Raw genomic sequence first — 24,966 nt, forward strand, 5'->3', positions numbered from 1 at the left:
TCTGGGATTTGTATCCCTGATAAAACTGCAGGTTTTTATGGCCGGTTTTTTCAGGTAACCACGTTCAGTAATATCAGTGTGGGCGACACGTCAGCATCGTACATTTCTTTGAAATGTGGCGACGATTTCACGCGTGCTCATGTCTTTCGTGTAAAGCGAGATAGTTTGCCGAGCTATTGTGTAATGCGCATCTGTTTTTTCGAATAAGTTGTGGCTGAAGGTACCGTCACGATCTCGAGGGGTTTTGAGTTCAACTTCGCCATCAGTGCTGGGCAGTGTTTTAGTGGAGTAGTTGTTACGTGCATTACTCCTTTTTCGGCTGGTTTTTGTCGTTCCTGAGATGCTCTGTGGGTTCAGAACTTGTGTTCGACTGGAAGCGGCTTTGCGGGAAGCTGTTACAGAATGGCGCCTTTACCTACCCGGTTATTAAAGCGCTGCAGGCCATGTGGGGCATTCAGTTCATTACTGCTGTTGGTTTAATTTCTGAACTTGGTGATCTGACCCGTTTTGAACATCCACGGCAACTGATGTCATGTATCGTTCACACGGATCGTGGAAGCCAGTAGAGTTCAGCAGATTATTGGCGCTGCTGAAGCGGCATAATCTGCGTGGCAGTATGAGCGCAAAGGGCTGCTGCTACGATAATACCTGCGTGGAAAGCTTCTTTCATTCGCTGAAAGTGGAATGTCTCCATGGAGAACACTTTATCTGCCGGGAAATAATGCGGGCAACAGTGTTTAATTATATCGAATGTGATTACAATCGCTGGCGACGGTACAGTTGGTGTGGCGGTCTCAGTCCGAAACAATTTTAAAACCAGAACCTCGCTTAGAGCTGTGTCCATATTACGAGGGTAGGATCAGTTTCCATAAAATAGCGAACTTTTTTCAACAGCTTCCACATTGAGCGGCACTGATGAGATCGCACAATCCGGGCTGAGTTCCCTCAAAGTGCTCTACTATTCGGCGCAGCTATTTAGTGAAGAAAACTCCACCAGAATATGAATTTGCAATATTGAAAACAGAACAAGCAGAGTGTATATGTAAACGGATTGCCGCAAATTTCATGCGGAGAATTCCATTATTCCAGCCTTAGTACTGGGCAGGAAAAACGTGAAAACTGGCGTAGCCAGATACAGAATGACTGAATTGTCAGTTCATAAGCCCCACACCAATGTAGTTCACTGAGTTTACTCTTAGGGGATTTCATTATAAAATGCTTAATCTGAGGCTAAGCAGAGATAATAAAAGATCTGGCAGTGGGCTATTTTATTGCAATGTGTGTATTATTTTAACTTATAGATATTATCTATGGAATGTGATTGCTTTTTTTATAAGCACTAAAAATAAAATTATTTTTAATAAGCATTACACACAGCAAGGAACGCCCCCCATGAAAACATTATTTATTTTTAAACGTCATCTTAAATATAATTAAGTTTACAAAAAATGTAAAACAATCGCATAACCACAATTAAAAAATCACTTGCAACTCGAAAAAAAACCGACACAATCAAATATCCACAGAATTATTTACCATTTTTACAGTCATATTTCGTTTTATAGTAATAAGGGAGGTAAAGATATGTGCTCATAGAATATAAATAAAAGATAGTCTTTGTTATCATATTTAATTTTAATGGAATTTATAAAATGACGGTAAGAGTAAATAGTTATTCGGCAACGTTTAAGTTAACTGCCATATTTAATATGGCAATTCATCTGCTCATGTCTATTTCATTAACGTTTATACCATATCCAGCATATTCTTCAGAAACATTTAAACTTATACCAGCAGATAAAATCGACACAAAGTACAAAACAAAATCTTATATTTTGTTGGAAGGAGAGTCAATAAAAACAATTCTAGACAAAAACAGGATTACTTTAGCAGAACTAAAAAATATAAACCAAGAAAAAACATTCCCAGATGGCATTGAAAATATAAAAGAAGGAGACGAAATTAATATTCCTGCCGTTTCTTTTGTACCAGTAATATGGGATGAGATAGGGGATAAGAATTCGGAGAGTGAAAACCTTCATAAAGTGGCATCTGTAGCTAAAAATATTGGAGAATCTTTTTCTAATGCCAGAGCGATAGCTACGAGCACAGTTAGCCGTCAAATTCAACAATGGTTAAGTAATTTTGGGACAGCCCGCGTAAAGATTGAAACAGATGAGAATTTTTCTTTGAAAAATTCGCAAATAGACTTGCTTATGCCCTTATTTGAACAAAAAAATAGTTTCCTTTTTAGCCAGGGAAGCTTACATCATACAGATGAACGATTTTTATCAAATTTAGGAATCGGCTATCGTTGGTATAATAATAATTGGATGCTGGGAAGTAACTCTTTCTTAGATTATGACTTGTCTCGAAACCATACTCGTTTGGGTGTGGGGGTAGAATATTGGAGAGACTTTCTAAAATTAGGAGCTAATGGTTATTTACGCTTAACAAATTGGAAGAGCTCGCCAGATCAGGATGATTACGAAGAGCGACCAACGAATGGGTGGGATATCCGGTCTCAGGTATGGCTTCCTACTCTTCCACAGTTGGGTGGTGAACTGAGATATGAACAATATTATGGAAATGAAGTCGGACTTTTTGGCAAAAATAATCGGCAACATGATCCTTATGCTATTACAGCAGGAATTAATTACACACCATTCCCTTTATTAACATTCAATACCGAATATAGCGAAGGAGCCTCTGGTGTAAAAGATGCACGCATTGGGGTTCAGATGAATTATCAGCCAAATATTCCATGGCAACAGCAAATTAATCCTGATGCTGTTTCTGCAAAGCGTACATTAACAGGGAATCGTTATGACTTTGTTGAACGTAATAATAACATTATTTTAGAGTACCGTAGAAAAGAGGTTATTAGCCTGAAGACGACAAAGCTAGTGACTGGGTATGCAGGGGAGAAAAAATCTCTTGGTGTTTCAATAAACAGCAAATATGGCATAGAACGTATTGACTGGTCAGCATCGTCATTAATAGCAGCAGGTGGAAAAATCATATCAGATGGTAACTCTGATTACAGTGTGGAACTGCCAGCTTATCAGTCTGGTCAACAGGGGATAAATACATATACGATCACAGCAGTAGCTGTAGACAAAAAAGGTAATGTTTCGAATAAGTCAGAGACACAAATAAGCGTTACACAGGCAGCTATTAATGCCAACATGAGTACACTCACTCCGGATAATGTAATTCTTCCTGCAGACGGAAAATCTCAGCAACAATTGGTGCTTAGAATAAATGATCATGAAGGTAACCCGGTTGATATATCTGAAAAAGAAATAACGGTACAAAAAGAAACAAAGCAAAGGGGGAAAACAGGAGCAATATTCACCCCATTTAGTCGTCAGGCTACAGGAGAATACGTTTCAATTCTTACAGCGGGTACAGAATCTGAAATTTTCACCATAACTCCATTTGCACGTAATACTCGCTTGGCATCCGCAAATGTCACCTTTACGAAAGAATACAGATCGTCACTGAGTGTAACGCCAACAACAATTACTGCAGGGGTAGAAAATGCAACTGTTAGAGTTATTGTCAGGAATGCTAATGGTGATTTGCAAGATGATATGGAAAATCATATTAAATTAAAATTTTCTCCTGATTTATCTATTACCACAAGCACTTTTGTTAAGATAGCTGAGGGGGTTTATGAAGCTCAGATAAGTGGTAAAAAAGCAGGTAAGACAACCATCACAGCATTAGTGAATGGTGCTTCTGTAATGGAACAGACTCATTTGACTCTGAAAGCAGATGTCAGTTCTGCCACAATTAAAGGTAAAATCAGCGCTGAACCAACATTTGCTGTTGTCGATGAACAGGTAACTTATACTGCACTACTTGTCGATAAAAACAATAATCCATTAGGAGAAGGTGTCCCTGTCGCTTGGTCCTCTAATAATGGAAGCATATTAGGAGATATTGTAACCAATACAGATGCATCAGGCAGTACCCGTGTTACTGTAACTCGCTCACAAGCAGGAACAGCAAAAGTCAGTTTAATTCTCCCTTCAGGAACAATTAATGCACCAGATGTTTTATTTAGTGAAGGGAGACCGGATGAATCGCGCTCTGAACTTAATTTAACACCCACTACCATTATGGCAGGTAAAGAGTTTGCAATATTGGAATTGGTGTTGAAGGATCAAAATGGTAATCCCTTATCAGGGCAAATGGTAAAAGGAAATAGTGATAATACATCTGTAACTATTGGCGATGCTCAAGAAGATAATAGCAAGCCAGGTCATTATATAATGGCAGTTACCGGGAATAAATCGGGTTTAGCAAACTTGTCTGTTATGGTAAATAACAAGACGTTGAATAAGACAAGAAACTTGACTGTAAAAGGTGATGTAGATAGTTGGAATATTGTTCAGGTTACACCAACTAAAAATAGTTTTACGGCTGGAGATGCTAACGGTGTGACATATAGTGCAACAGTAACTGATGCCCTCGGAAATAAATTACCTGGGGTTGTTGTTTCGTGGCAACTAAAAGGACAAGCCGAAAGTTTTGATCCTGTTTCTCGTACTAATAATGATGGTATTGCAACTACAACAGTGAAAAGTAATACTTCGGGAGAGTTGATAATGACAGCATATCTCGATGATAATAATAAAAAACAGGCAAGCAAGGTGGTTGTAATCCCAGGAATTTTAGATGTATCTAAATCCAGCTTTATAGCGGATAAAAAGAGCATCGGAGCGGATGGTAAAGAAACTGTAACACTGACAGTAATACTGAAGGACATCTATGATAATGGCATTACAAATAAAGCGATAAATATTGATGGCTACAACGCATTGAGTGGCTTCACCCTTTCACCTGTCACTGATAATGGTGATGGGAGCTATCAGATTAAGGCAATGTCAACAAATAAAGGACAAGTAACTTTGTTGGCAAAAGTCGATGGTCAAACAATAGGCTCTGGTATAACTATTACAGTCGGAGCAACTACACCAGATATACGTTTTGCTAATGCTCAACAGAGAGTAAGTTACACCAAAAACTTTACACAATCACAAATAGCAAATGGTATACCAGGCGAAGTACAGCAAATGTGGTCCAGTTCTTCACCTGAAGTGGCCTCAGTTAATTCCTCTACTGGTAGAGTAACCTTACATAAGTCAGGAGTGGCCACCGTCACAGTGCAAACTTCAGGTAATGGTCAGTTCAATCCTGCTCAGGCCAGTTATGAGTTAGTTGTTGATAAAGCGGAGCCGGGTTTGAAATCTACGCAATCAATAATTCAAACTAAATGGAATGACAAGACTGAGAATAAAATAGAGGTTGCCTTTGATAATCAGGATGTGGGAGGTGAGTTATCTCTTGAATACATTGTTGATAATCCTTCTGTAGCAACAATTTCTGATAATGGTGTGCTGAGCAAAGTTAAACCTGGTTCAACTAATATCATTGCGACAACAAAAGAGAATGAAAGATTTAAATCTGCCTCTATAAAAGTCCCATATATAATTAATAAAGGTGTTCATTTAATTGTCTTTAATAAAACAACTGAGGAAACAAATGATAAAGCAAGTTATATCGTGCAATCTCCAAATGAAAATGTCCCTTCAGAGTTACAAATAAGGTGGGAGAGTAGTAATCCTAATGCTGTTAACCTCACTGAGTCAGGGACCATCTCCTCATTAGGAGAGGGCCAGTCGAGGCTAACACTGAATGTACTACCTAACGAATATTATGAGCAAAGTAGTGGATACTATGATGTAGAAGTATATACGAAACCAGTTATTGGTATACATGATGTTCAATATACAAACCAAGGGGAGAGGAACTCCTCGGGAGAATGGAAACCATTTTATACATCAGATAGTATGATGTTTAACTGGAGAACGCAGGATAAGTATAAAAATCCGCACAAAGTCGCTGTGAAACTGAAAGATAAAAACACGGGGCAAACTCTATATGATAAAGAATACAGTTCAATATCTGAGTTTGAAGATAGAAATGAAAGCATCCCCGCAAATAAATCATTTTGGGATAAAACGATAACTCTTGAAATAATTTATTATGGTAGAGCCGGAAGTGATAATAGCATATATAGCAAAGATATTTCTGTTAAAGCTCTTACACCACCGGAATTAAAAGGGCTTGAATTTTCTGTTATGTCTTACATCGCCTGGAACGGTGATAATTCTCCAGCAGGTATGTGTAGGAAAAACCTACTTGAAGGGTTGAGACATGTTATTATTGCCCCCAGAGCCAAGTTTAATTTTGGTTCAAATACTTTGCTTGAACCAATGAATTTAATTCTTAGACAAAAGGCAATAAACGGGCATGGCGCTGCTAGCAAGGATATATTGCAGGGAGCTGTCAGTGGTAGTGTGGATTTTTATTCAAATGATTTTGGCGCAACTTCTGTCAACTCGATGGGAAATGATTGTTGGGAAAACCACTGGGGAAATCACTCGGTAGAGGTACAATTGAGTTATAGAGGAAAAATGTATACATATAAAGACGAATCAACAATGAATTGGGACGGATTTGGTACAAACATGTCAGGAGCAAATAATTTTCGGAAACTATCTGGACAATGGGAGTGATAAAATGTGAGAATTATTTAATTCTTCGTAAAAAACGAGTCTGTTGACCATTCTGTTTCCTTAAAGGTGACCGTCAAGGCGGTCACCAAACTCGATAAGAAAGCGCCTCATTTCCATTCACCAGTCCCTCAGCGGCATTGTCCATTTCTGTGACGTGGCTTGGATTGCCAGCCACACCACCTTTTTTACTGCCTCGTCCGTTGGGAACACCTTGCGTTTCTAATGGCATACCGGATCAGGCTGTTCAGCGACTCGATGGCGTTCGTTGTGTAGATGACTTTGCGATGTGTCAACGCCAAGATTGTTGACCGTTTTGGGGTGCGGATGTTTTCATGGACTCTCAGAAGATAAATAATGTTTACCGAAGCAGAACGGCTCTGCTCAATTGAACTTAGCTGCGCGGAATAGTAGAGCACTAATTTCCCGTGACGAACGACGCCTGATGCAGAAAGCTATCCATAAAACACACGATAAAAATTATGCCCGCAGACTGACTGCCATGCTGATGCTGCACCGGGGCGACCGTGTCCGCGACGTTGCCAGAACGCTCTGCTGCGCCCGTTCATCTGTTGGGCGCTGGATTAGAACGCACAGGAAAAATGGACAATGCCAGTCCTGAGCTGGAATTTGACATTGTCACAGTTAGCTATTTATTTTGAAGGTCGACTGAATTGTATTAGTCGCGACTTGATCTGACACCTGGCCTTGAAAGGTTGAGAGTTACCGGTTTTGATATGGGTGTCGAATCCTTATACAAAACACGAGGTAACTCTCATGCTTCATACTACCAATCCCGTCATCAAACACAAAACAGGTTTGCTCAATCTGGCTGAAGAACTCAATAACGTATCTAAAGCCTGTAAAATCATGGGGTCTCCCGTGATACGTTTTACCGTTATCGCGAACTGGCTGATGAAGGCGGTGTGGATGCGCTGATTAACCGCAGCCGACGCGCGCCCAATCTCAAAAATCGTACCGACGACGCAACTGAACAGGCTGTTGTTGATTATGCTGTCGCGTTCCCTGCGCATAGTCAGCACCGGACCAGCAATGAGCTGCGTAAACAGGGCGTTTTTATCTCAGGAAGTGGTGTCCGCTCTGTCTGGCTGCGCCACAATCTTGAAAACTTCAAAAAGCGTCTATGACGAGGCTTGTGGCGAAATTGAAACCGCTCATCCGGGTTATCTGGGCTCTCAGGACACGTTCTACGTGGGCAACCTGAAAGGTGTAGGACGTATTTATCAGCAGACGTTCGTTGATACGTACTCGAAGGTTGCGCACTGCAAGCTGTATGTCACTAAAACGCCGATTACAGCGGCTGATCTGTTGAATGATCGCGTGTTGCCATTTTACGCGTCTCAGGACCTGCCAATGCTGAGAATACTGACCGACAGGGGTACGGAGTACTGCGGCAAAGTGGAGCAGCATGATTACCAGCTTTATCTGGCAATAAATGATATCGACCACACGAAGACCAAAGCGATGTCGCCGCAGACAAACGGCATCTGCGAACGGTTCCACAGGACGATATTGCAGGAGTTTTATCAGGTAGCGTTCCGCAAAAAACTGTATGGCGAACTCGATACATTACAATCAGATCTTGATGAATGGCTGGCTCGCTATAATAATGAGCGAACTCATCAGGGGAAAATGTGCTGTGGCCGGACGCCAATGGAAACATTACTTGATGGAAAACGCATCTGGGCTGAGAAAAATTTAAGCCAGATGTAATCTGACAGATACCTGTATAAATAACCGGTAACTGTCAGATCAGGTCTGAGCTAATACAACTGAATACTGTGATGACGCTGTAGAATTTTTAACGTGACACAGAATTCGAGCCTGTTTAAGATTCTGTGTAAATGCCTTTTCTCAGAAGTGACCGTCCAGGCGGTCACCGAACTCGATAATAAAGCGGCTCATTGCCATTCGCCAGTCCTTCAACGGCATCGTCCATTTCTGGGACGCAGACTGGATTGCCAGCCACACCACTTTTTTCACCGAGTCGTCTGTCGGGAACACTTTACGCTTTTTGAGCGCATGGCGGATCACGCTGTTTAGCGACTCGATGGCATTCGTCGTATAGATCACTTTGCGGATGTCCGTTGGATAAGCGAAGAACGTGGCAAGATTCGGCCAGTTAGCCTGCCAGCTTCGGCTTATCTGAGGATAGCGACAGTCCCAGGCCGCAGCGAACGCTTCCAGTGCCTGCTGGCCTGCCTCTTCCGTGGGAGCCTGATAAATCGCTTTCAGGTCGCGAGTGACGGCTTTGTAGTCCTTCCATGACACGAAGCGCAGGCTGTTGCGCACCATATGCACGATGCATAACTGGATGCGGGCCTTCGGATATACTGTGTTGATGGCATCCGGGAAGCCTTTCAGGCCATCCACACAGGCGATGAGGATATCGTTCAGACCGCGGTTTTTCAGTTCAGTCAGCACATTGAGCCAGAACTTCGCCCCTTCATTTTCGGCCAGCCACATACCCAGCAGTTCTTTCTGACCTTCGATATTGATGCCCAGTGCCAGGAACACCGATTTGTTGATGACGCGACTGTCCTGCCGAACTTTCAGGACGATACAGTCAAGATAAACAATGGGGTAAACAGCATCCAGTGGTCGGTTTTGCCATTCTACAACCTGCTCCATCACGGCATCGGTAACCTTTGATATCAGTGCCGGTGAAACATCTGCGTCATACAGTTCTTTGAACGCAGCAGCTATCTCACGGGTGGTCATCCCTTTGGCATACAACGAGAGGATCTGGTTATCCATCCCGGTAATACGGGTCTGATTTTTCTTTACCAGTTGTGGTTCGAAGGTACCGTCACGATCGCGCGGAGTACGCAGTTCCAGTGGACCGTCGCCTGTGATAACGGTCTTTGTGGAAAAACCGTTGCGGGAGTTAGCTCCTGGTCTGGACTGATTTTTCTCATACCCAGGATGGTGTGTCATCTCTGCATTGAGAGCGGCTTCAACGCTGAGCTTTTTCAGCAGCCGATCAAACTGACTGAGGTCTTCAGGGGTTTTGAGGTTTTTGGCCAGTTCGTTAGCCAGAGCCTGTAACTGTTTTTCGTCCATAAATTAACCTTCATTTGATGCTGGATTGAACATATCAAAATCAGGCAATTACACAAATCTATGTACAGGCTCGGATCTCCGATAAAGCCTTACGCTACAAGGAGCTAACCAGAATCAGTACCTGATCATATTCCCGATATTACCGTCGTCAGTACTTCAACGCCTGCCACAATACCCACGATAAAACTTAGCCGGTTGGCTTATCTGAGCTAAAAACCGTTTTGTCAATGCGAGTTGACTATGACGTTACATCAGATCTATAGGTTATGCGATGTGATTATGGATGGCTCAGGCTTGAGTAATGCCAGTCAGTTAAGCAACTGACTGGCTCTTTTTCGGGGCTGTGGGGTATTTCCAGGGCCTCTCCTTTACCACTCTCGGGAAGGCTCTTTCCCTTCTTGTCGGTAATTTCACAAGTTGTCCCATACTTGCAAGATCGCGCATCAGCTCCGGTATACGTCCCGGTGAAGCGCCCTGCAATGTCATCAGCATTCTCATCACCATTCCGCATGATTCTGAGAAACTCAGTTGATTCGGCCAGTAACCTTTCAGATGTTCTGCCATTTTAATCATCTGATATCTCACCAGATTATAAGCCAGTAAGACACCCCACAGCTCTTGCTCCACAAGCTCCGGCTTTTTACTTCTCAGCGTCAGCCTGCTCAGTTGCATCGTCTGTTTTATCTCCCTGTATCCCAGTTCGATTTCCCAGCGATGACTGTACAGATCCGCCATTTCTCCTCCGGGGAAGCGCATGGCGTCCGTCATCGACGTCAGCAGATGGCAGACTTTTCCTTTGCGCGTCACGGTCAGCAGGCGGGCTGTCACCTCATTTCCCAGCCCCGGCCACTTTTTTCGTGCCTGCGGGCTGGTTTTCAGCTTCACCAGATGATCGCCTTTACCCAGTTTTCTGATCTCTTCATATTGCGCTCCCTTTCTGAGAGGGATCATCCAGTGGCGGTGTTCTCCCGCCTGGCTCCAGGCATTTAACAGTCCCAGTGAGTAATAACCTTTATCCATTAACGTCAGGGTGTTATCGCCGGTTTGTTCTATAAGTTGCTCAGCAAGCTCATTTTCGCTGTTCTTCATCGTGCCGAAGGCTGCAGCCGTCAGCAGATGGCTGGTCAGTTCCATCTGGCAGACCATTTTGACCTGCGGGTAGAGCGCCGGGTTCCCGGCATGTGTCTGGCGGGGGAAGGCTGCATCGTTCTCTGGTGTATCCGGTGTGCGCCAGAACACACCATCGATGGCCAGCAGGGTCAGGCCGCACCAGTGCGGATGCGGCGTGGTGTTATGCCAGAGCTGCGCTGTTTTCGTGAACACGCGGCGGACAGCCTCACTTCCCAGACGCTGGCGGGCCTGAATAACGGCACTGGGGGCAACGAAGGGGCGATTGCCCGGCAGCATGATGTCCAGGCGATTCACAATCTGGTGAAGAGGTTCTTTACGCTCAAGCACCATGCCAACAATACACCAGACCATCATTTCGAGGGGAAGACGGCGCTTGCGTAGCGTTACAGTACCTGATTCGGCAAGGCAACGAGAGATGAGTTCGGGGTCGAGGTAATCCCCCAGAGAAGTCAGTGGGTTACGCAGAGAATCGTAACGGGATACCAAATCAAGGGCCTGTCCAATGAGCATAAAAAAATCCGGAAACGAGTGAGCGTTTCCGGATTCTTACACAGCCACTGGATCGGTCAACTGATCCTTAACTGATCGGCATTACTCAGGCTTGAGCCGTTTTCATGCAGCCGCTGGCCTAACACCTCTTCGGCCATCTGACTGTAAATCTGCGTTTCAATTTCCCGCATGACCTGGGCTCCCGCTTCCCTTTCCGCATCCGCATCGTCGGTCAGACCTGATGCGTTCAACCGCTCTGCCACCCGCTGAGGATACTCATTCTCCAACATCTCATACTTCTGCTCTTCTGCCTGTGCCCAGCGACCAGCTTCCGTGCGTTTCAGTACAGCATGCCATGGTCCCCAGAGGGCGAACCAGTCGGTAAACTCCGTCTCTTCACGGCTTCTGACCATGGCTTCGGCAGTGCGGAGGTCATTTTCTGTCACCCCCGACACACCATAGAAACGCATTTCCTTCACGGCAGTGGAAAGCTGCAGTTTCTCTGCGAGCATGGTCTGGAAGGCCAGGTAGACTTCTATCTCATCCACAAAACGGAGCGTTCTGACTTTATCCCGGGCAATGTCTTCCAGAATTTCGAGGCGGAACATTTCCCTGCCCAGGGAGAGCAGCGCTCTGGTGTCATTATCGAAAAGGCCTTCTGAGGCCTGATGGACCAGGAGGGTTTTCCGGAGATTGTTCCATGTGAGCGCGACACGGTCCTCACAGCTCTCAGTGGCATCAGCAGCAACAGCGAAAGACTGCTGTCGAAGCTCCTCAGAGGTACTGAGTTTTTCCAGGAATGCAGAGACCTGCTGACGGAATTCCGGTGTATTATGGGCGGAGACCGTGTCAGCCAGACGGTCAAGGAAGGCGGAGAAGGTATTGGCGTGCTCTTCACGTTCAAAAGCAAGCCATATCTGCGATATTTCAGATTGTTTGTTTTGCGGGAACCATGCGGTCACAGCCTCAGGGAGGGGACGAACAGACGTATGCTGTTGTCCGTCACTCATGGAGAAGTAAATCCGTGGGCCGTGGTAGTCCGGCGAAGAAGTTAATCTTTGCAGGGCTTGCAGAGCATGGGATGATAATGGGTTATTACTAATATGTACTGAACATTCATTCCTCAGATTAAGAATGCTTTCCGGGATATGACTTATCTGATTTCTGTCAAAAAAATACTCTCTGACAACGGGACTATTTCCCTCAGAAAATGCTGGTAGTTCAGTGAGGAAATTACGGGTCGCTCTGAGATTTTTAAGAGCCTGTGGGAGCGATGGTAAGGAGATTATTTCGTTATAGCTGATATTCATAGTCAATAACGAATCGGGTAAAGCTGGCAGATTTTCCAGCTCATTGTATTGTACCTGAAGTGATTCCAGCGCAGGAGGTAGCACGGGCAATTCTGATAATTTATTGCTGGCGGAATATAATTTTTTTAGCGTAACAGGTAGTTCAGGCAGGTTAGTTAATTGATTATATGATACATTGAGCAGCGTTATCTGTGCTGGTAAGTTGTCAGGTAGCGAGGACAGATTTAAACGGTCCAGTCGAAGTTCATCGGAATTATTGATAAGACATTCTTTAAGTCGGGAGACAGCTTCATCACGCTCTTCACCGGGGAGCGCTTGTTTTTTCCATTTATCCCATGCTGAAAAATAATCAGCATAAGTGTCGGAAATGGTGCTGTTGTAAAAGGAGTTTTGATGCAATGAGAAATTGTTATTTATTGGAAGCATGATGGTCATCCTTTAAACTGGTAGATAAATGGTTTTGTTAAAGGTAATATGCAAGCGCTTTTATGAAAATAACTCCGTGAAATGGATTTTTTTATTATAAAGGTTGGAACAGGTTTGTATTTTAAAAAATGATACTGTTTCGTTTAGTTAAACATTGTGCTCCGTATTTAAGCGTTCTGTCGGAATGCATTCTCAATGGTGGCAACGTCACAACCCCTAGTCAGGAGAAGAGAGAGGCAACACCAAGGATATTCTTCGTTAACTTTACTGTCTTCTCCCTGCATGGTGAATTTTCTGAATGTGGATGATCGAGTTTCATATATCGTACGGCAGGAGTTTTTGCCCGGAGTTTCTGCAAGAGAAATACATCGGGAGTTTTGTGTCGCTCATGTATCAGTGAAAAGATGATCTTGTTCAGTAAGTCTGGAGGGGATAGTACCGCCAGCATCATCGGCTTTGGCCCAGTAAAAAGAGACGCGGGGTGCCATATGTCATGTATGGGTTCAGATCGCGCATAATTCACCAGTACTGCTATAAATTGTAAAGAAAACCGTGGCACGTCGTATGCAAGAACGTGCCACGGCTGGCTGATAAGCTTGTAAAAATCTTGAACAGGGAGTCGAGCATTTCTATGAAGCTAGGCTGTGAGGGAGGAGGATAACCATCCAGGAATGCTATTTAAAAGATTACTAAATTCACGCATTATAAGTACTCGCTAATATTGAACGATAGTAACCGGCTCATTTAAACCGTCTGGTCTGTTTCCTCCGGCTCTACAAAAATAATGTCCATCATTTTTAATGGACACTATCGTATGAAACACCGGACCTGGATCACTGAAGCTTTACGTCTTCACTTTGAAGAACATTTACCCCGGGTTGTGGCCGGGCGTCGCCTGGGTGTACCAAAATCAACAGTTTGTAGTATGTTCGTGCGCTTTCGGAGAGCTGGCCTTTCGTGGCCTTTGCCCGCAGGCATGTCGGAGCAGGAACTTGATGCCTGCCTTTACGGACAATTTTCCACGGTACCAGTCGTACGTCCTGAAAGCACCGTTATATCCGAAGCCCCCGTGGTAAAAAAACGTCCCCGGCGGCCCAACTTCCCTTATGAGTTTAAAATCGCCTTAGTGGAGCAGTCACTGCAGCCCGGAGCCTGTGTGGCGCAGATCGCCCGGGAAAACGGAATCAACGATAACCTGCTCTTCAACTGGCGCCATCAATACCGGAAAGGTGGCCTGCTGCCTTCCGGAAAAAATATGCCGGCACTGCTTCCCGTGACGTTAACGCCGGAGCCGGATAATAAAATCCCGGCCCCCGCACAGGAACCAGAGCAGATAAATACACCGTCCGACAGTCTGTGTTGTGAGCTGGTTCTGCCGGCCGGAACTCTCAGGCTTAAAGGTAAACTGACGCCGGCGTTATTACAGACACTTATCCGCGAAATAAAAGGGAGCAGCCACTGATGATATCTCTCCCTGCCGGTTCGCGTATCTGGCTGGTTGCAGGTATCACCGACATGCGGAATGGCTTTAACGGCCTGGCATCAAAAGTTCAGAACGTCCTGAAGGATGACCCGTTCTCCGGACACCTGTTCATCTTCCGCGGACGCCGGGGTGACCAGATAAAAGTGTTGTGGGCTGACAGTGACGGACTGTGCCTCTTCACCAAACGCCTGGAGCGGGGCCGCTTCGTCTGGCCAGTCACCCGTGACGGTAAGGTGCACCTTACTCCGGCTCAGTTATCCATGCTTCCTGAAGGTATCAACTGGAAGCACCCGAAACGAACGGAACGCGCTGGAATCCGCATATAACCCGTTGTAAAGTGAGGATATGGACACCTCACTTGCTCATGAGAACGCCCGCCTGCGGGCACTGTTGCAGACGCAACAGGACACCATCCGCCAGATGGCTGAATACAACCGCCTGCTCTCACAGCGGGTGGCGGCTTATGCTTCCGAAATCAACCGGCTGAAGGCGCTGGTTGCGAAACTGCAACGTATGCAGTTCGGTAAAAGCTCAGAAAAACTTCGTGCAAAAACCGAACGGCAGATACAGGAAGCTCAGGAGCGAATCAGCGCACTTCAGGAAGAAATGGCGGAAACGCTGGGTGAGCAATATGACCCGGTACTGCCATCCGCCCTGCGCCAGTCTTCAGCCCGTAAACCGTTACCGGCCTCACTTCCCCGTGAAACCCGGGTTATCCGGCCGGAAGAGGAATGCTGTCCTGCCTGTGGTGGTGAACTCAGTTCTCTGGGATGTGATGTGTCAGAGCAACTGGAGCTTATCAGCAGCGCCTTTAAGGTTATCGAAACACAACGTCCGAAACTGGCCTGTTGCCGGTGCGACCATATCGTGCAGGCACCAGTACCGTCAAAACCCATTGCACGCAGTTATGCCGGAGCGGGGCTTCTGGCCCATGTTGTCACCGGGAAATATGCAGACCATCTGCCGTTATACCGCCAGTCAGAAATATACCGTCGTCAGGGAGTGGAGCTGAGCCGTGCCACACTGGGGCGCTGGACCGGTGCCGTTGCTGAACTGCTGGAGCCGCTGTATGACGTCCTGCGCCAGTATGTGCTGATGCCCGGTAAAGTCCATGCCGATGATATCCCCGTCCCGGTCCAGGAGCCGGGCAGCGGTAAAACCCGGACAGCCCGGCTGTGGGTCTACGTCCGTGATGACCGCAACGCCGGTTCACAGATGCCCCCGGCGGTCTGGTTCGCGTACAGTCCGGACCGGAAAGGTATCCATCCACAGAATCACCTGGCCGGTTACAGCGGTGTGCTTCAGGCCGATGCTTACGGTGGTTACCGGGTGTTATACGAATCCGGCAGAATAACGGAAGCCGCGTGTATGGCTCATGCCCGGAGAAAAATCCACGATGTGCATGCAAGAGCGCCCACCGACATCACCACGGAAGCCCTGCAGCGTATCGGTGAACTGTATGCTATCGAGGCAGAGGTCCGGGGCTGTTCAGCAGAACAGCGTCTGGCGGCAAGAAAAGCCAGAGCCGCGCCACTGATGCAGTCACTGTATGACTGGATACAGCAACAGATGAAAACACTGTCGCGTCACTCAGATACGGCAAAAGCGTTCGCATACCTGCTGAAACAGTGGGATGCACTGAACGTGTACTGCAGTAATGGCTGGGTGGAAATCGACAACAACATCGCAGAGAACGCCTTACGGGGAGTGGCCGTAGGCCGGAAAAACTGGATGTTCGCGGGTTCCGACAGCGGTGGTGAACATGCGGCGGTGTTGTACTCGCTGATCGGCACATGCCGTCTGAACAATGTGGAGCCAGAAAAGTGGCTGCGTTACGTCATTGAACATATCCAGGACTGGCCGGCAAACCGGGTACGCGATCTGTTGCCCTGGAAAGTTGATCTGAGCTCTCAGTAAATATCAATACGGTTCTGACGAGCCGCTTACGGACTTCAGCGCCAGCGGCCCGAACCAGAAGTGGGCGGGTGACATCACGTACTTGCGTACCGATGAGGGCTGGTTGTATCTCGCAGTAGTCATCGACCTGTGGTCACGCGCCGTTATTGGCTGGTCGATGTCACCGCGAATGACAGCACAACTGGCCTGTGATGCACTGCAAATGGCGTTGTGGCGGAGAAGACGCCCGGAAAGCGTCATTGTTCATACGGACCGTGGTGGTCAATACTGTTCAGGGGATTATCAGGCGCTGCTGAAGCGACACAACCTGCGTGGCAGTATGAGTGCGAAAGGCAACTGTTATGACAATGCCTGTGTGGAAAGCTTCTTTCATTCGCTGAAGGTGGAATGTATCCACGGGGAACGCTTTAGCAGCCGGGAAATAATGCGGGCAACGGTGTTTAATTATATCGAGTGTGATTACAATCGCTGGCGTCGTCACAGTGCCTGTGGCGGTCTCAGCCCGGAACAATTTGAAAACCATAATCTCGCTTAGGGCCGTGTCCACATTACGTGGGTAGGATCAGCCAGACCTTACTTACAATAAAGGGGCCGTGCAATTTGGATAACTCATTGCCCTTATCCCAACAATAGAACTCCGTCGAATTTAGAAGGAGTTTTAACGTAGCCCCCTAGGAGTCTGTATAACAAGTGAGGTCCGGGGGGCATTTATTTTATTCAGCTAATCAGTGTAGGGGGATACTCACCGAACGAGTATATACATTTCCGTTCCTTTGGGGCTTCATCACCCTGAATGGCTGAGAAATCCACAGAAAAATAGAAAATATCAAATGGTATTTTTTACTCATGAATTGAGCTAAAAAACATCAAAATTTAGATATGTGGAAATCATTTACAACCGTTCTCACTACCAGTTTATGAGCTCATATAAACAGCTTCCTCGTAAAACACGTCCTCTAATTCAATGAAACCACAAACAAAAGATTTGTGGGGATTCCCAGCCTTAATAGGGGAGCGTGAAGCCAGCACCGTCTATTCCCTTCTGTCCAACGAAGCCATCCGCAACTGACACGATGAGAAAGCCCTGTGCGAAGTCAAGTGGTAATGGTAAGGGGGACGTATTCAGTCCTCATTACCTGATCTCACGCCTATTTCATTAGGAGAAACGCAACTAACTTGCTGAATTAATTACAATAAAAACTTTTTGATTTTTCCTCATGACCACTGCTACTGTTCATTGTCCCAGTTGTCAATCTGCTCAGGTTTATCTTCATGGACAGGAACCTGAAGAGCGTGATCAGTATAATGAGAATCTTCTTGTCTAATGGCTACATACGGCAGCCAGTTTAAGATCATGTTGATTTACAAATATTTGTATAGGGCTGATTCGGAATAAATACCCGGTCCAAAAAGCTGCAGCCCTGTCACATCGCAGCCGGGAAGGCTATGACTGGGGCTGCCTTTTCCTGATTACTCCGCTAATACGGGTTAGCTGCTATTAGTCATCATATCAACGCGCCCTGTTTTCAGCTAACCGCTCCCCTGACACCTCTTCTGTCAGCTGACGGTAAATCTCCGTTTCTATCTCCTCCATCGCACTCCGGCCTCCCTTTCCGCATCACCATCACCGCTCAGACCCAGCGCCGAAAGCCGCTCTGCCAGCCGATGAGGATATTCCCTCTCCAGCATCTCATACTTCTTCTCCTCCGCCCGCGCCCAGCGCTCTGCTTCCGTTCGTTTCAGTACTGCATGCCACGGAGACCACCGCGCAAACCACTCCGCAAATTCTCTCTCCTCACGGCTGAGGACGCGCACAAGCGCGCTACTCAGGTCATCCTCTGTCACTCCGGATACCCCGTAGAACCGCATTTCACGCACCGCGGTGCTGAGCTCCAGTTTCTCCGCCAGCATCGTCTGGAAAGCAAGGTAGACTTCTATCTCATCCACAAAATGCAGCGTTTTGACTTTCTCCCGGGCTATTTCTTCCAGCACTTCCAGACGGTACATTTCACGGCCAAGGCTGAGCAGTCCTGTCAGGTCGCTGTCGAATTCCCCTTCCGAAGCCTGATGAACACGGTACGTTTTCTGCAGGTTATTCCACGTCAGGGCCACACGGTCTTCACAGCTCCGCGTCGCATCGGCGGCAACGGCAAAACACTGCTGGCGGAGTGCTTCAGACCTGCTGAGTTTTTCCAGAAATTCACTCACCTGTTGAGCGATTCCCGGGGCATTGCGCGCCGTCACCGTGTCTGCAAGACGGTCGAGGAAGGCGGAGAAGGTGGCTGCGTTCTCTTCGTCTGTAAATGCCGCCCATCTCTGGGATATCTCAGACCGGAGGGACTCCGGGAACCATGCAGCCACAGCGTCAGGGAGGGAACGGACTGGCGTATGCTGCTGCCCGTTGCTCATGGAGAAGTGGATCTGGGGGCCGTGGTAGTCCGGGGAGGACATCAGTTGTTGCAGAGATTGCAGGGTACGGCCTGACAGAGGGTTGCTTTCAAGGTCAAGCAGGCTGATTTCATTGAGATCAGTGATACTTTCCGGAATATGAGTGATCTGATTATGACGAAACCAGAATATTCTCCTCCCTTGATTATTTTCCACGGAGATGTCTGGCAGTCTTTCCAGCGCATTCCTCTGCGCATTGACCATTGTCAGCGTTGCAGGTAATGCGGGGAGCGTGGTCAGATGATTACTGTGTACATTAAGATATTCCAGTGATTCAGGCAATCTGGGGAGTACGGAGATACTGTTATTGTATACATTAAGATTTTCCAGTGATGCCGGTAATTCAGGAAGAGTGGAGAATCGGTTATAGCTTATATTAAGATTTTTCAGTGATGCGGGCAGCTCCGGGAGTTCGGATAAGTGATTATCGGAAACATGAATCTCCTTCAGTGATGATGGTAATTCGGGCAGTATGGACAGGCGATTACTTCCGGCACTGAGTACTTGCAGCAATGAAGGTAATGCCGGAAGCATGGTTATCCGGTTTCTGCTTACAGCAATATTTTCAAGAGATAAGGGCAGTTCAGGAAGTGTGGACAGACGATTGCCACTCACGTTAAGGACTTTCAGTGATACAGGTAGTTCAGGGAGCACCGATATCTGATTTCTGTAAGCATGAATCTCTTCAAGAGACGATGGTAGTTCAGGCAGCGTGGACAGGCAATTGCCACTCACGTCAAGAACCTTCAATGACGCTGGCAATTCAGGTAGGGTAGCCAGTAGATTAAACGGAGCCTCTATTTTTTCAAGGGAGCAGGGTAACCGGGGAAGTGAAGTTAAGTCATTGTTGTCAATTTTAAGTGACATGACATGCTCAGGCAATGACGGAAGAGATGTCAGATTTAATTCCGATAAATCCAGATGGCTTTCATTATTCTCCAGGCACAGTTTTAACCGGCTAAAGGCTAACGCCTTGTTTTCACCGGGGGCGCAGTTTTCAGCCCATTCCATCCACTCAGAGAGATATTGCTCCCTGACAGGTTGAGAGTCTGCAGGCTGGGGGAAAGAAAGGTTTCCTGTTGATGAATGAGAGGAAGAGACAGATGGCATGGTAACCTCCTACGTAAGCTTATGTTAAAATGATACTTTGTTAATGTACTGATGGAGTTCTGCCTTGGATGTTTCTATATAAATGCGGGACGCTCTTTTTATTGAGAACGAGTGGCGCTTTCACTGATTTTTGCCAGCCACTGCATTGATCCTACCCACGTAATGTGGACACGGCCCTAAGCGAGATTATGGTTTTCAAATTGTTCCGGGCTGAGACCGCCACAGGCACTGTGACGACGCCAGCGATTGTAATCACACTCGATATAATTAAACACCGTTGCCCGCATTATTTCCCGGCTGCTAAAGCGTTCCCCGTGGATACATTCCACCTTCAGCGAATGAAAGAAGCTTTCCACACAGGCATTGTCATAACAGTTGCCTTTCGCACTCATACTGCCACGCAGGTTGTGTCGCTTCAGCAGCGCCTGATAATCCCCTGAACAGTATTGACCACCACGGTCCGTATGAACAATGACGCTTTCCGGGCGTCTTCTCCGCCACAACGCCATTTGCAGTGCATCACAGGCCAGTTGTGCTGTCATTCGCGGTGACATCGACCAGCCAATAACGGCGCGTGACCACAGGTCGATGACTACTGCGAGATACAACCAGCCCTCATCGGTACGCAAGTACGTGATGTCACCCGCCCACTTCTGGTTCGGGCCGCTGGCGCTGAAGTCCTGCTCCAGCAGATTCTCCAATACGGGCAGGCCATGTGCACGGTAGCTGACCGGGCTGAACTTCCGGCCGGCTTTCGCCCGCAGCCCCTGACGACGCAGGCTGGCGGCAATGGTTTTAATATTGAACTCCGGCAGTTCGTCAGCAAGGCGGGGAGCACCGTATCGCTGCTTTGCCTCAAAGAATGCCTTATGAACAGCGGTATCGCAGGTGAGCCGAAACTGTTGGCGCAGGCTCATCTGGTGACGACGCCTGAGCCAGACATACCAGCCGCTGCGGGCAACCCGAAGTACACGACACATCGCTTTGATGCTGAACTCTGCCCGATGATTTTCGATGAAGACATACTTCATTTCAGGCGCTTCGCGAAGTATGTCGCGGCCTTTTGGAGGATGGCCAGTTCCTCAGCCTGCTCCGCCAGTTGTCGTTTAAGGCGGACATTTTCAGCGGCCAGTTCGCTTTCGCGCTCTGACGAACTCATTTGTTGCTGCTGTTTACTGCGCCAGGCATAAAGCTGAGATTCATACAGGCTGAGTTCACGGGCTGCGGCGGCCACACCGATGCGTTCAGCGAGTTTCAGGGCTTCGTTACGAAATTCAGGCGTATGTTGTTTACGGGGCTTCTTGCTGATTGATACTGGTTTTGTCATGAGTCACCTCTGGTTGAGAGTTTACTCACTTAGTCCTGTGTCCACTATTGGTGGGTAAGATCAGTGCACATTATCACCGGGCTCAACGGGTAACAGACTGGACTAAAGTCGTTAATATCAAACACCATTTCTTACCGCCGTACAGTCCAAACCTGAATCCGATAGAGCGAATGTGGAAACTAATGAATGAGCATGCCCGTAATAATCGCTATTTCAGCAGTATGCGGGAGTTCCGGAATGCAATATCGACCTTTTTTGAACAAACGTTGCCGGATATAGCGACGCAGGTTGCATCCTGAATTAATGATAATTTCCAGATACTGAAGCAAGTGTCTTGAAGTTCATTGTGTATACGATACTTATAGAATAATGACAACAGCAAGAATTTGTGTTAGGCACAAAACAATGCTGGCATATATTTATGCATAATTTTCTATTTTTTTGTCGTTAGTTCACTTTTTGTTAAAATCAGGAGATGGTGGTTGTGTAAATTTATCACATAAAGAACTTTATCTAAGTGCGCCATTGATCGTGTAAATTTCACACTATTAGAGTAGGAGGATGATTGGGTGCAAGAATTATTGAATAATGCTGGTGTTGAACATATGGGAAATAATGGCACTCCTATTAGTATAAAGAATGTTGTATTTAACAATTATGTTATTATATATTCATTGGGTAGTGATATCTATTTCTATGACAGAAACAATAAATTAGTGTTTTTTTTGCCGTGCTGCAATATTGTTATGATCGAAAAAAGAACATGCGTTAACATAAAGTTAGTCAGAAGAAAACCTCATGGTGATTTATATCAATCTTTTTTGATTGGCGAAAAAAAAATAAAAGAACTATTGGCTATAATAAATCCTGATAAAAATTTTGAAAAAAATGAGTTATTAAAGCCAAGAAAGGAGAATAATAATTTTTTTCGTATTAAAGAAAAACACACTGACATACAGTTATTTGAATTATTAAAAAAATCAAGTGATGAAGGAGATGTTTATATATTGGCTTATTTTTTTTGTTTGTGTGGGAACAGACGGGAAATCACAGCATCATTATTAAAAAACTCCTTTAAAACTTTTTCAGAACAAATTAAAGATATAATCAATGGAGATATATCAAAAAAATGGAGGCTTTCAGATGTTGCAGAAAAGTTAAACTTATCTGATATTGCAGTAAGGAAAAAATTAGAAGCAGAATCATTATCTTTCAACAAGATAATGCAAAATGTAAAAATGAGCGCTGCTATATATTATTTGCTTTTTGAACAGCATCATGTTAATAAAATAGCAGACATGCTAGGAATAGCCAGCGCTTCATATTTTATAAGGCTATTTAAAGAGCATTATGGCATTACTCCAAAACAATTACTTATTGGATTGAGGGATAATGTCTGAATGTTGCAGGAAAACCCGGTCGAATGATTATTTTTATCGGGATTTATCTGGCATAACTGTCCCAGTCATCGGTGGAAACAGCATTCCAGTATAAAAAGGTGTGAGAATGGGCAGGTGACTCACAACAGATTTCATCGGAACGAGTTTTTGAAGTATAAGCTAAATAGCTGCGCAAAATAGTAGATCACTTAAAGGGAACTCAGTCCGGATTGTGCGATCTGATCAATCGCCAAACATCACAAATCACCAACCGGACTGAGCGATGCTAATCATAGCACCAATCCCCCGTGACGAACGACGTCTGATACAGAAAGCTATCCATAAAACTCATGACAAAAATCACGCCCGCAGGCTGACTGCCATGCTGATGCTGCACCGTGGGGACAGTGTCAGTTCCGTCACCAGAACGCTCTGCTGTGCCCGTTCATCTGTGGGACTGGTTTACATTGTATGGCACTGAAGGACTGGTTTCTCTGCCTCTCGGTCGCGGACGTAAATGGCCGTTTGAACAGATTTGTGCGCTGCTATAGTGCCGTTCAATGTGGCAGTTGTTGAAAAAGGTGCGGCAGTTTATGAAAACCGTCAGTCCGTTCCCTGGAGGAAAACATGGTCTGGCAAAAGTGTAGCGGTATTAAGCGCAGCTATTTAGGTGCATCGTACACATTATACGCAACAGTCTGCGGTTCGTTGCGGGGAAAGAGTATAAATCGGTAATCCGTGGCCTTAAACAGGTTAACCATGTAGCCACGGAAGAAGGCGCGTTGCAGGCGCAGGAAGCGTTCGGGAAGGAGCGGGAGGTGCGGTACCCGCTGATAAGTCGCAGCTGGCGGGCAAACTAGCTGAATCTTGCCACACTTCTTCGTGTACGTTGCGATAAAGAAACGGAAAGTGTTTTTCGACAGATGAGCCGCTTTATTATCGAGTCTGGTGACCGCCCTGACGGTCACTTCTGAGAAAAGTCGTTTACAAAAATTGGGTTACAGACTCTAATAAATTAACGTATTCTTTGTGTGATTATTTTTTTTGGCGTTTCACCATAATGTTCTTTAAAGAGTTTAATGAAATATGAAACAGAACCATACCCCACCTGACGAGAAATAGTGGTTATATTTTTATCTGTGGTTAATAATAACTCAAGTGCATGATTCATTCGAGTTTCCAGAAGGATTTGAGTAAATTTTTTGTTCTCTGCGCTCAGTCTTTTCCGCAATGTAACATTGCTGATATACATTAACTCACTAATATGTTCCAACTTCCATTGCTTTGATACGTTTTCAGATATTATATTTTGTACCTTTTTTGATGTTGTTGGTTTGGACAATGATTTTATTGTTGAAAGGATGTCATAGCCAAAGCTAATTAATATCGATGCAAGCTTCAGGCTATATGCGAGATACTCAACGCTGTCATCATCATTTTTGAAATGACTATTCTTGATGGATTTAAATATGACATCGCTATCATGAGATATATTTTCTTTGATTAATATACTTTTACCTTTCTCTTTTAACATTGGCCTTCCAATGCTAATATTCTCCCCTAATAACCAGGAGTTTTTTTTAAACCATTCATCGCTTATGGTGATGAATTCAGGAATACATCCATTAGTACCTTTAAAGCTAATGCTTTGACCTTTTACAAGAAAACAAAAGGAATTTTTGGGAATTGATATTCTTTTTTCATCAATAAAAATCGTTATCTCACAAAAAGAGTTTTTTATTAATGTGCTATTGTTTAATTTGATATTTTTTAGCCAAAAAACATTTCTTTCCATAAAGCAATCCAGCGTTAATTATTCATTGTTATCAATTAATAATGCCTAATGCGATAATTTAAGCAATAGGTACTTAGTGTAAAGGTAAAAAATTAACAAAAAACTACCTTTAAATAGCATTTCTTATCGTGAACAGAAGTATTATTAATTTGTGCATTTACATTATATGCTTTGCGCAATAAAAATAAATGAATCGTAAACGCCAGGCGTAAAATGATAAATAAATGATTGTTTTAGGTGCTTGTTTACATTCGATAATAAGGGCTGACACCAGCCAGACACGTAATTTCCTGTTGCGTTACCATATCACGTTGAAAAGTATTGAGGTGTTTTTAGTGATTTTTTAAAGAATGATAACAGATATAAAGACCTGGGTATTCCAATTGTTCAGTTTAAGAATTCTTCAATTTCTTTAATCTTTTCTAAGGTGTAAAAGGGGGAGGGTGGATACGGATATTCTTTATTCACCTAATCAGATTA

At 45.2% G+C, this 24,966-nt stretch carries 11 protein-coding genes and 10 pseudogenes; 13 read left to right on the forward strand and 8 right to left on the reverse strand.

Annotated features, from left to right (window positions below):
- Positions 1 to 71: 71 nt before the first annotated feature.
- A pseudogene (locus tag C1192_RS24795) lies at positions 72 to 361 on the reverse strand (transposase); the annotation flags it as partial.
- Here C1192_RS24795 and C1192_RS24800 point away from each other — a divergent pair.
- Together C1192_RS24800 and C1192_RS24805 are read left to right on the forward strand one after the other, a co-directional pair.
- A pseudogene (locus tag C1192_RS24800) lies at positions 362 to 811 on the forward strand (transposase); the annotation flags it as partial.
- A gap of 916 nt (positions 812 to 1,727) precedes the next feature.
- Entirely contained in the window at positions 1,728 to 6,590 is a 4,863-nt protein-coding gene (locus C1192_RS24805) for an inverse autotransporter beta domain-containing protein (RefSeq protein ID WP_158650424.1), read from the forward strand.
- Positions 6,591 to 6,707: 117 nt separating this feature from the next.
- Here C1192_RS24805 and C1192_RS25375 read toward each other — a convergent pair.
- Positions 6,708 to 6,874, reverse strand: a pseudogene (locus tag C1192_RS25375) (transposase); the annotation flags it as partial.
- Positions 6,875 to 7,032: 158 nt separating this feature from the next.
- Between C1192_RS25375 and C1192_RS24815 the strand changes: the two are divergent.
- A pseudogene (locus C1192_RS24815) lies at positions 7,033 to 7,194 on the forward strand (helix-turn-helix domain-containing protein); the annotation flags it as partial.
- A gap of 170 nt (positions 7,195 to 7,364) precedes the next feature.
- Positions 7,365 to 8,321 (forward strand): annotated as a pseudogene (locus C1192_RS24820) (IS481 family transposase).
- 141 nt (positions 8,322 to 8,462) lie between these two features.
- Here C1192_RS24820 and C1192_RS24825 read toward each other — a convergent pair.
- The 3 genes from C1192_RS24825 to C1192_RS24835 all read right to left on the reverse strand — a co-directional run bounded on the left by C1192_RS24825 (position 8,463) and on the right by C1192_RS24835 (position 13,027).
- Positions 8,463 to 9,671 carry an IS256-like element IS1414 family transposase gene (locus C1192_RS24825; RefSeq protein ID WP_103194764.1) on the reverse strand — a complete coding sequence of 403 codons (1,209 nt, stop codon included), beginning with the start codon at positions 9,669 to 9,671 and terminating at the stop codon, positions 8,463 to 8,465.
- 312 nt (positions 9,672 to 9,983) lie between these two features.
- Entirely contained in the window at positions 9,984 to 11,312 is a 1,329-nt protein-coding gene (locus C1192_RS24830; protein WP_103194847.1) for an IS4-like element IS4 family transposase, read from the reverse strand.
- 56 nt (positions 11,313 to 11,368) lie between these two features.
- The gene (locus C1192_RS24835) at positions 11,369 to 13,027 is read right to left on the reverse strand and encodes an NEL-type E3 ubiquitin ligase domain-containing protein (RefSeq protein ID WP_103194848.1); all 1,659 of its coding nucleotides are present in this window, start codon (positions 13,025 to 13,027) and stop codon (positions 11,369 to 11,371) included.
- Between the two features lie 784 nt (positions 13,028 to 13,811).
- Between C1192_RS24835 and tnpA the strand changes: the two genes are divergently transcribed.
- From tnpA to C1192_RS26160, 5 genes and pseudogenes are all read left to right on the forward strand, one after another.
- Positions 13,812 to 14,489, forward strand: coding sequence for an IS66-like element accessory protein TnpA (gene tnpA, locus C1192_RS24850; RefSeq protein ID WP_001339397.1), 678 nt, complete (start codon positions 13,812 to 13,814; stop codon positions 14,487 to 14,489).
- Positions 14,489 to 14,836: an IS66 family insertion sequence element accessory protein TnpB gene (tnpB, locus tag C1192_RS24855; RefSeq protein ID WP_069906977.1), complete on the forward strand. Its 348-nt coding sequence runs from the start codon at positions 14,489 to 14,491 to the stop codon at positions 14,834 to 14,836. Before tnpA ends, tnpB begins: the two co-directional genes overlap by 1 nt.
- Before the next feature lie 19 nt (positions 14,837 to 14,855).
- The gene (locus tag C1192_RS24860; protein ID WP_103194767.1) at positions 14,856 to 16,427 is read left to right on the forward strand and encodes an IS66-like element ISCro1 family transposase; all 1,572 of its coding nucleotides are present in this window, start codon (positions 14,856 to 14,858) and stop codon (positions 16,425 to 16,427) included.
- 31 nt (positions 16,428 to 16,458) lie between these two features.
- Positions 16,459 to 16,962 (forward strand): annotated as a pseudogene (locus C1192_RS24865) (IS3-like element ISEc16 family transposase); the annotation flags it as partial.
- Between the two features lie 682 nt (positions 16,963 to 17,644).
- Positions 17,645 to 17,752, forward strand: coding sequence for an IS1 family transposase (locus C1192_RS26160; RefSeq protein ID WP_103194850.1), 108 nt, complete (start codon positions 17,645 to 17,647; stop codon positions 17,750 to 17,752).
- A gap of 185 nt (positions 17,753 to 17,937) precedes the next feature.
- On the opposite strand, the pseudogene C1192_RS24875 reads toward C1192_RS26160, so the two are convergent.
- Together C1192_RS24875 and C1192_RS24880 are read right to left on the reverse strand one after the other, a co-directional pair.
- Positions 17,938 to 19,556, reverse strand: a pseudogene (locus tag C1192_RS24875) (NEL-type E3 ubiquitin ligase domain-containing protein).
- Positions 19,557 to 20,161: 605 nt separating this feature from the next.
- A protein-coding gene (locus C1192_RS24880; protein WP_103194781.1) for an IS3-like element ISEc16 family transposase occupies positions 20,162 to 21,312 on the reverse strand; the annotation gives its coding sequence in 2 pieces (ribosomal slippage) (positions 20,162 to 21,051 and positions 21,051 to 21,312; 1,152 coding nt in all).
- 65 nt (positions 21,313 to 21,377) lie between these two features.
- Between C1192_RS24880 and C1192_RS24885 the strand changes: the two are divergent.
- The 4 genes and pseudogenes from C1192_RS24885 to C1192_RS24900 all read left to right on the forward strand — a co-directional run.
- Positions 21,378 to 21,611, forward strand: a pseudogene (locus C1192_RS24885) (transposase); the annotation flags it as partial.
- A 270-nt stretch (positions 21,612 to 21,881) separates the two neighbouring features.
- Positions 21,882 to 22,712 carry an AraC family transcriptional regulator gene (locus tag C1192_RS24890; protein WP_052463095.1) on the forward strand — a complete coding sequence of 277 codons (831 nt, stop codon included), beginning with the start codon at positions 21,882 to 21,884 and terminating at the stop codon, positions 22,710 to 22,712.
- A gap of 262 nt (positions 22,713 to 22,974) precedes the next feature.
- Positions 22,975 to 23,239, forward strand: a pseudogene (locus C1192_RS24895) (IS630 family transposase); the annotation flags it as partial.
- A gap of 174 nt (positions 23,240 to 23,413) precedes the next feature.
- Positions 23,414 to 23,551 (forward strand): annotated as a pseudogene (locus C1192_RS24900) (IS256 family transposase); the annotation flags it as partial.
- 155 nt (positions 23,552 to 23,706) lie between these two features.
- Here C1192_RS24900 and C1192_RS24905 read toward each other — a convergent pair.
- Positions 23,707 to 24,486 carry an AraC family transcriptional regulator gene (locus C1192_RS24905; RefSeq protein ID WP_052463094.1) on the reverse strand — a complete coding sequence of 260 codons (780 nt, stop codon included), beginning with the start codon at positions 24,484 to 24,486 and terminating at the stop codon, positions 23,707 to 23,709.
- Positions 24,487 to 24,966 lie beyond the last annotated feature (480 nt).

Source organism: Escherichia marmotae, from assembly GCF_002900365.1.
GTDB classification, from domain to species: Bacteria; Pseudomonadota; Gammaproteobacteria; order Enterobacterales; family Enterobacteriaceae; genus Escherichia; species Escherichia marmotae.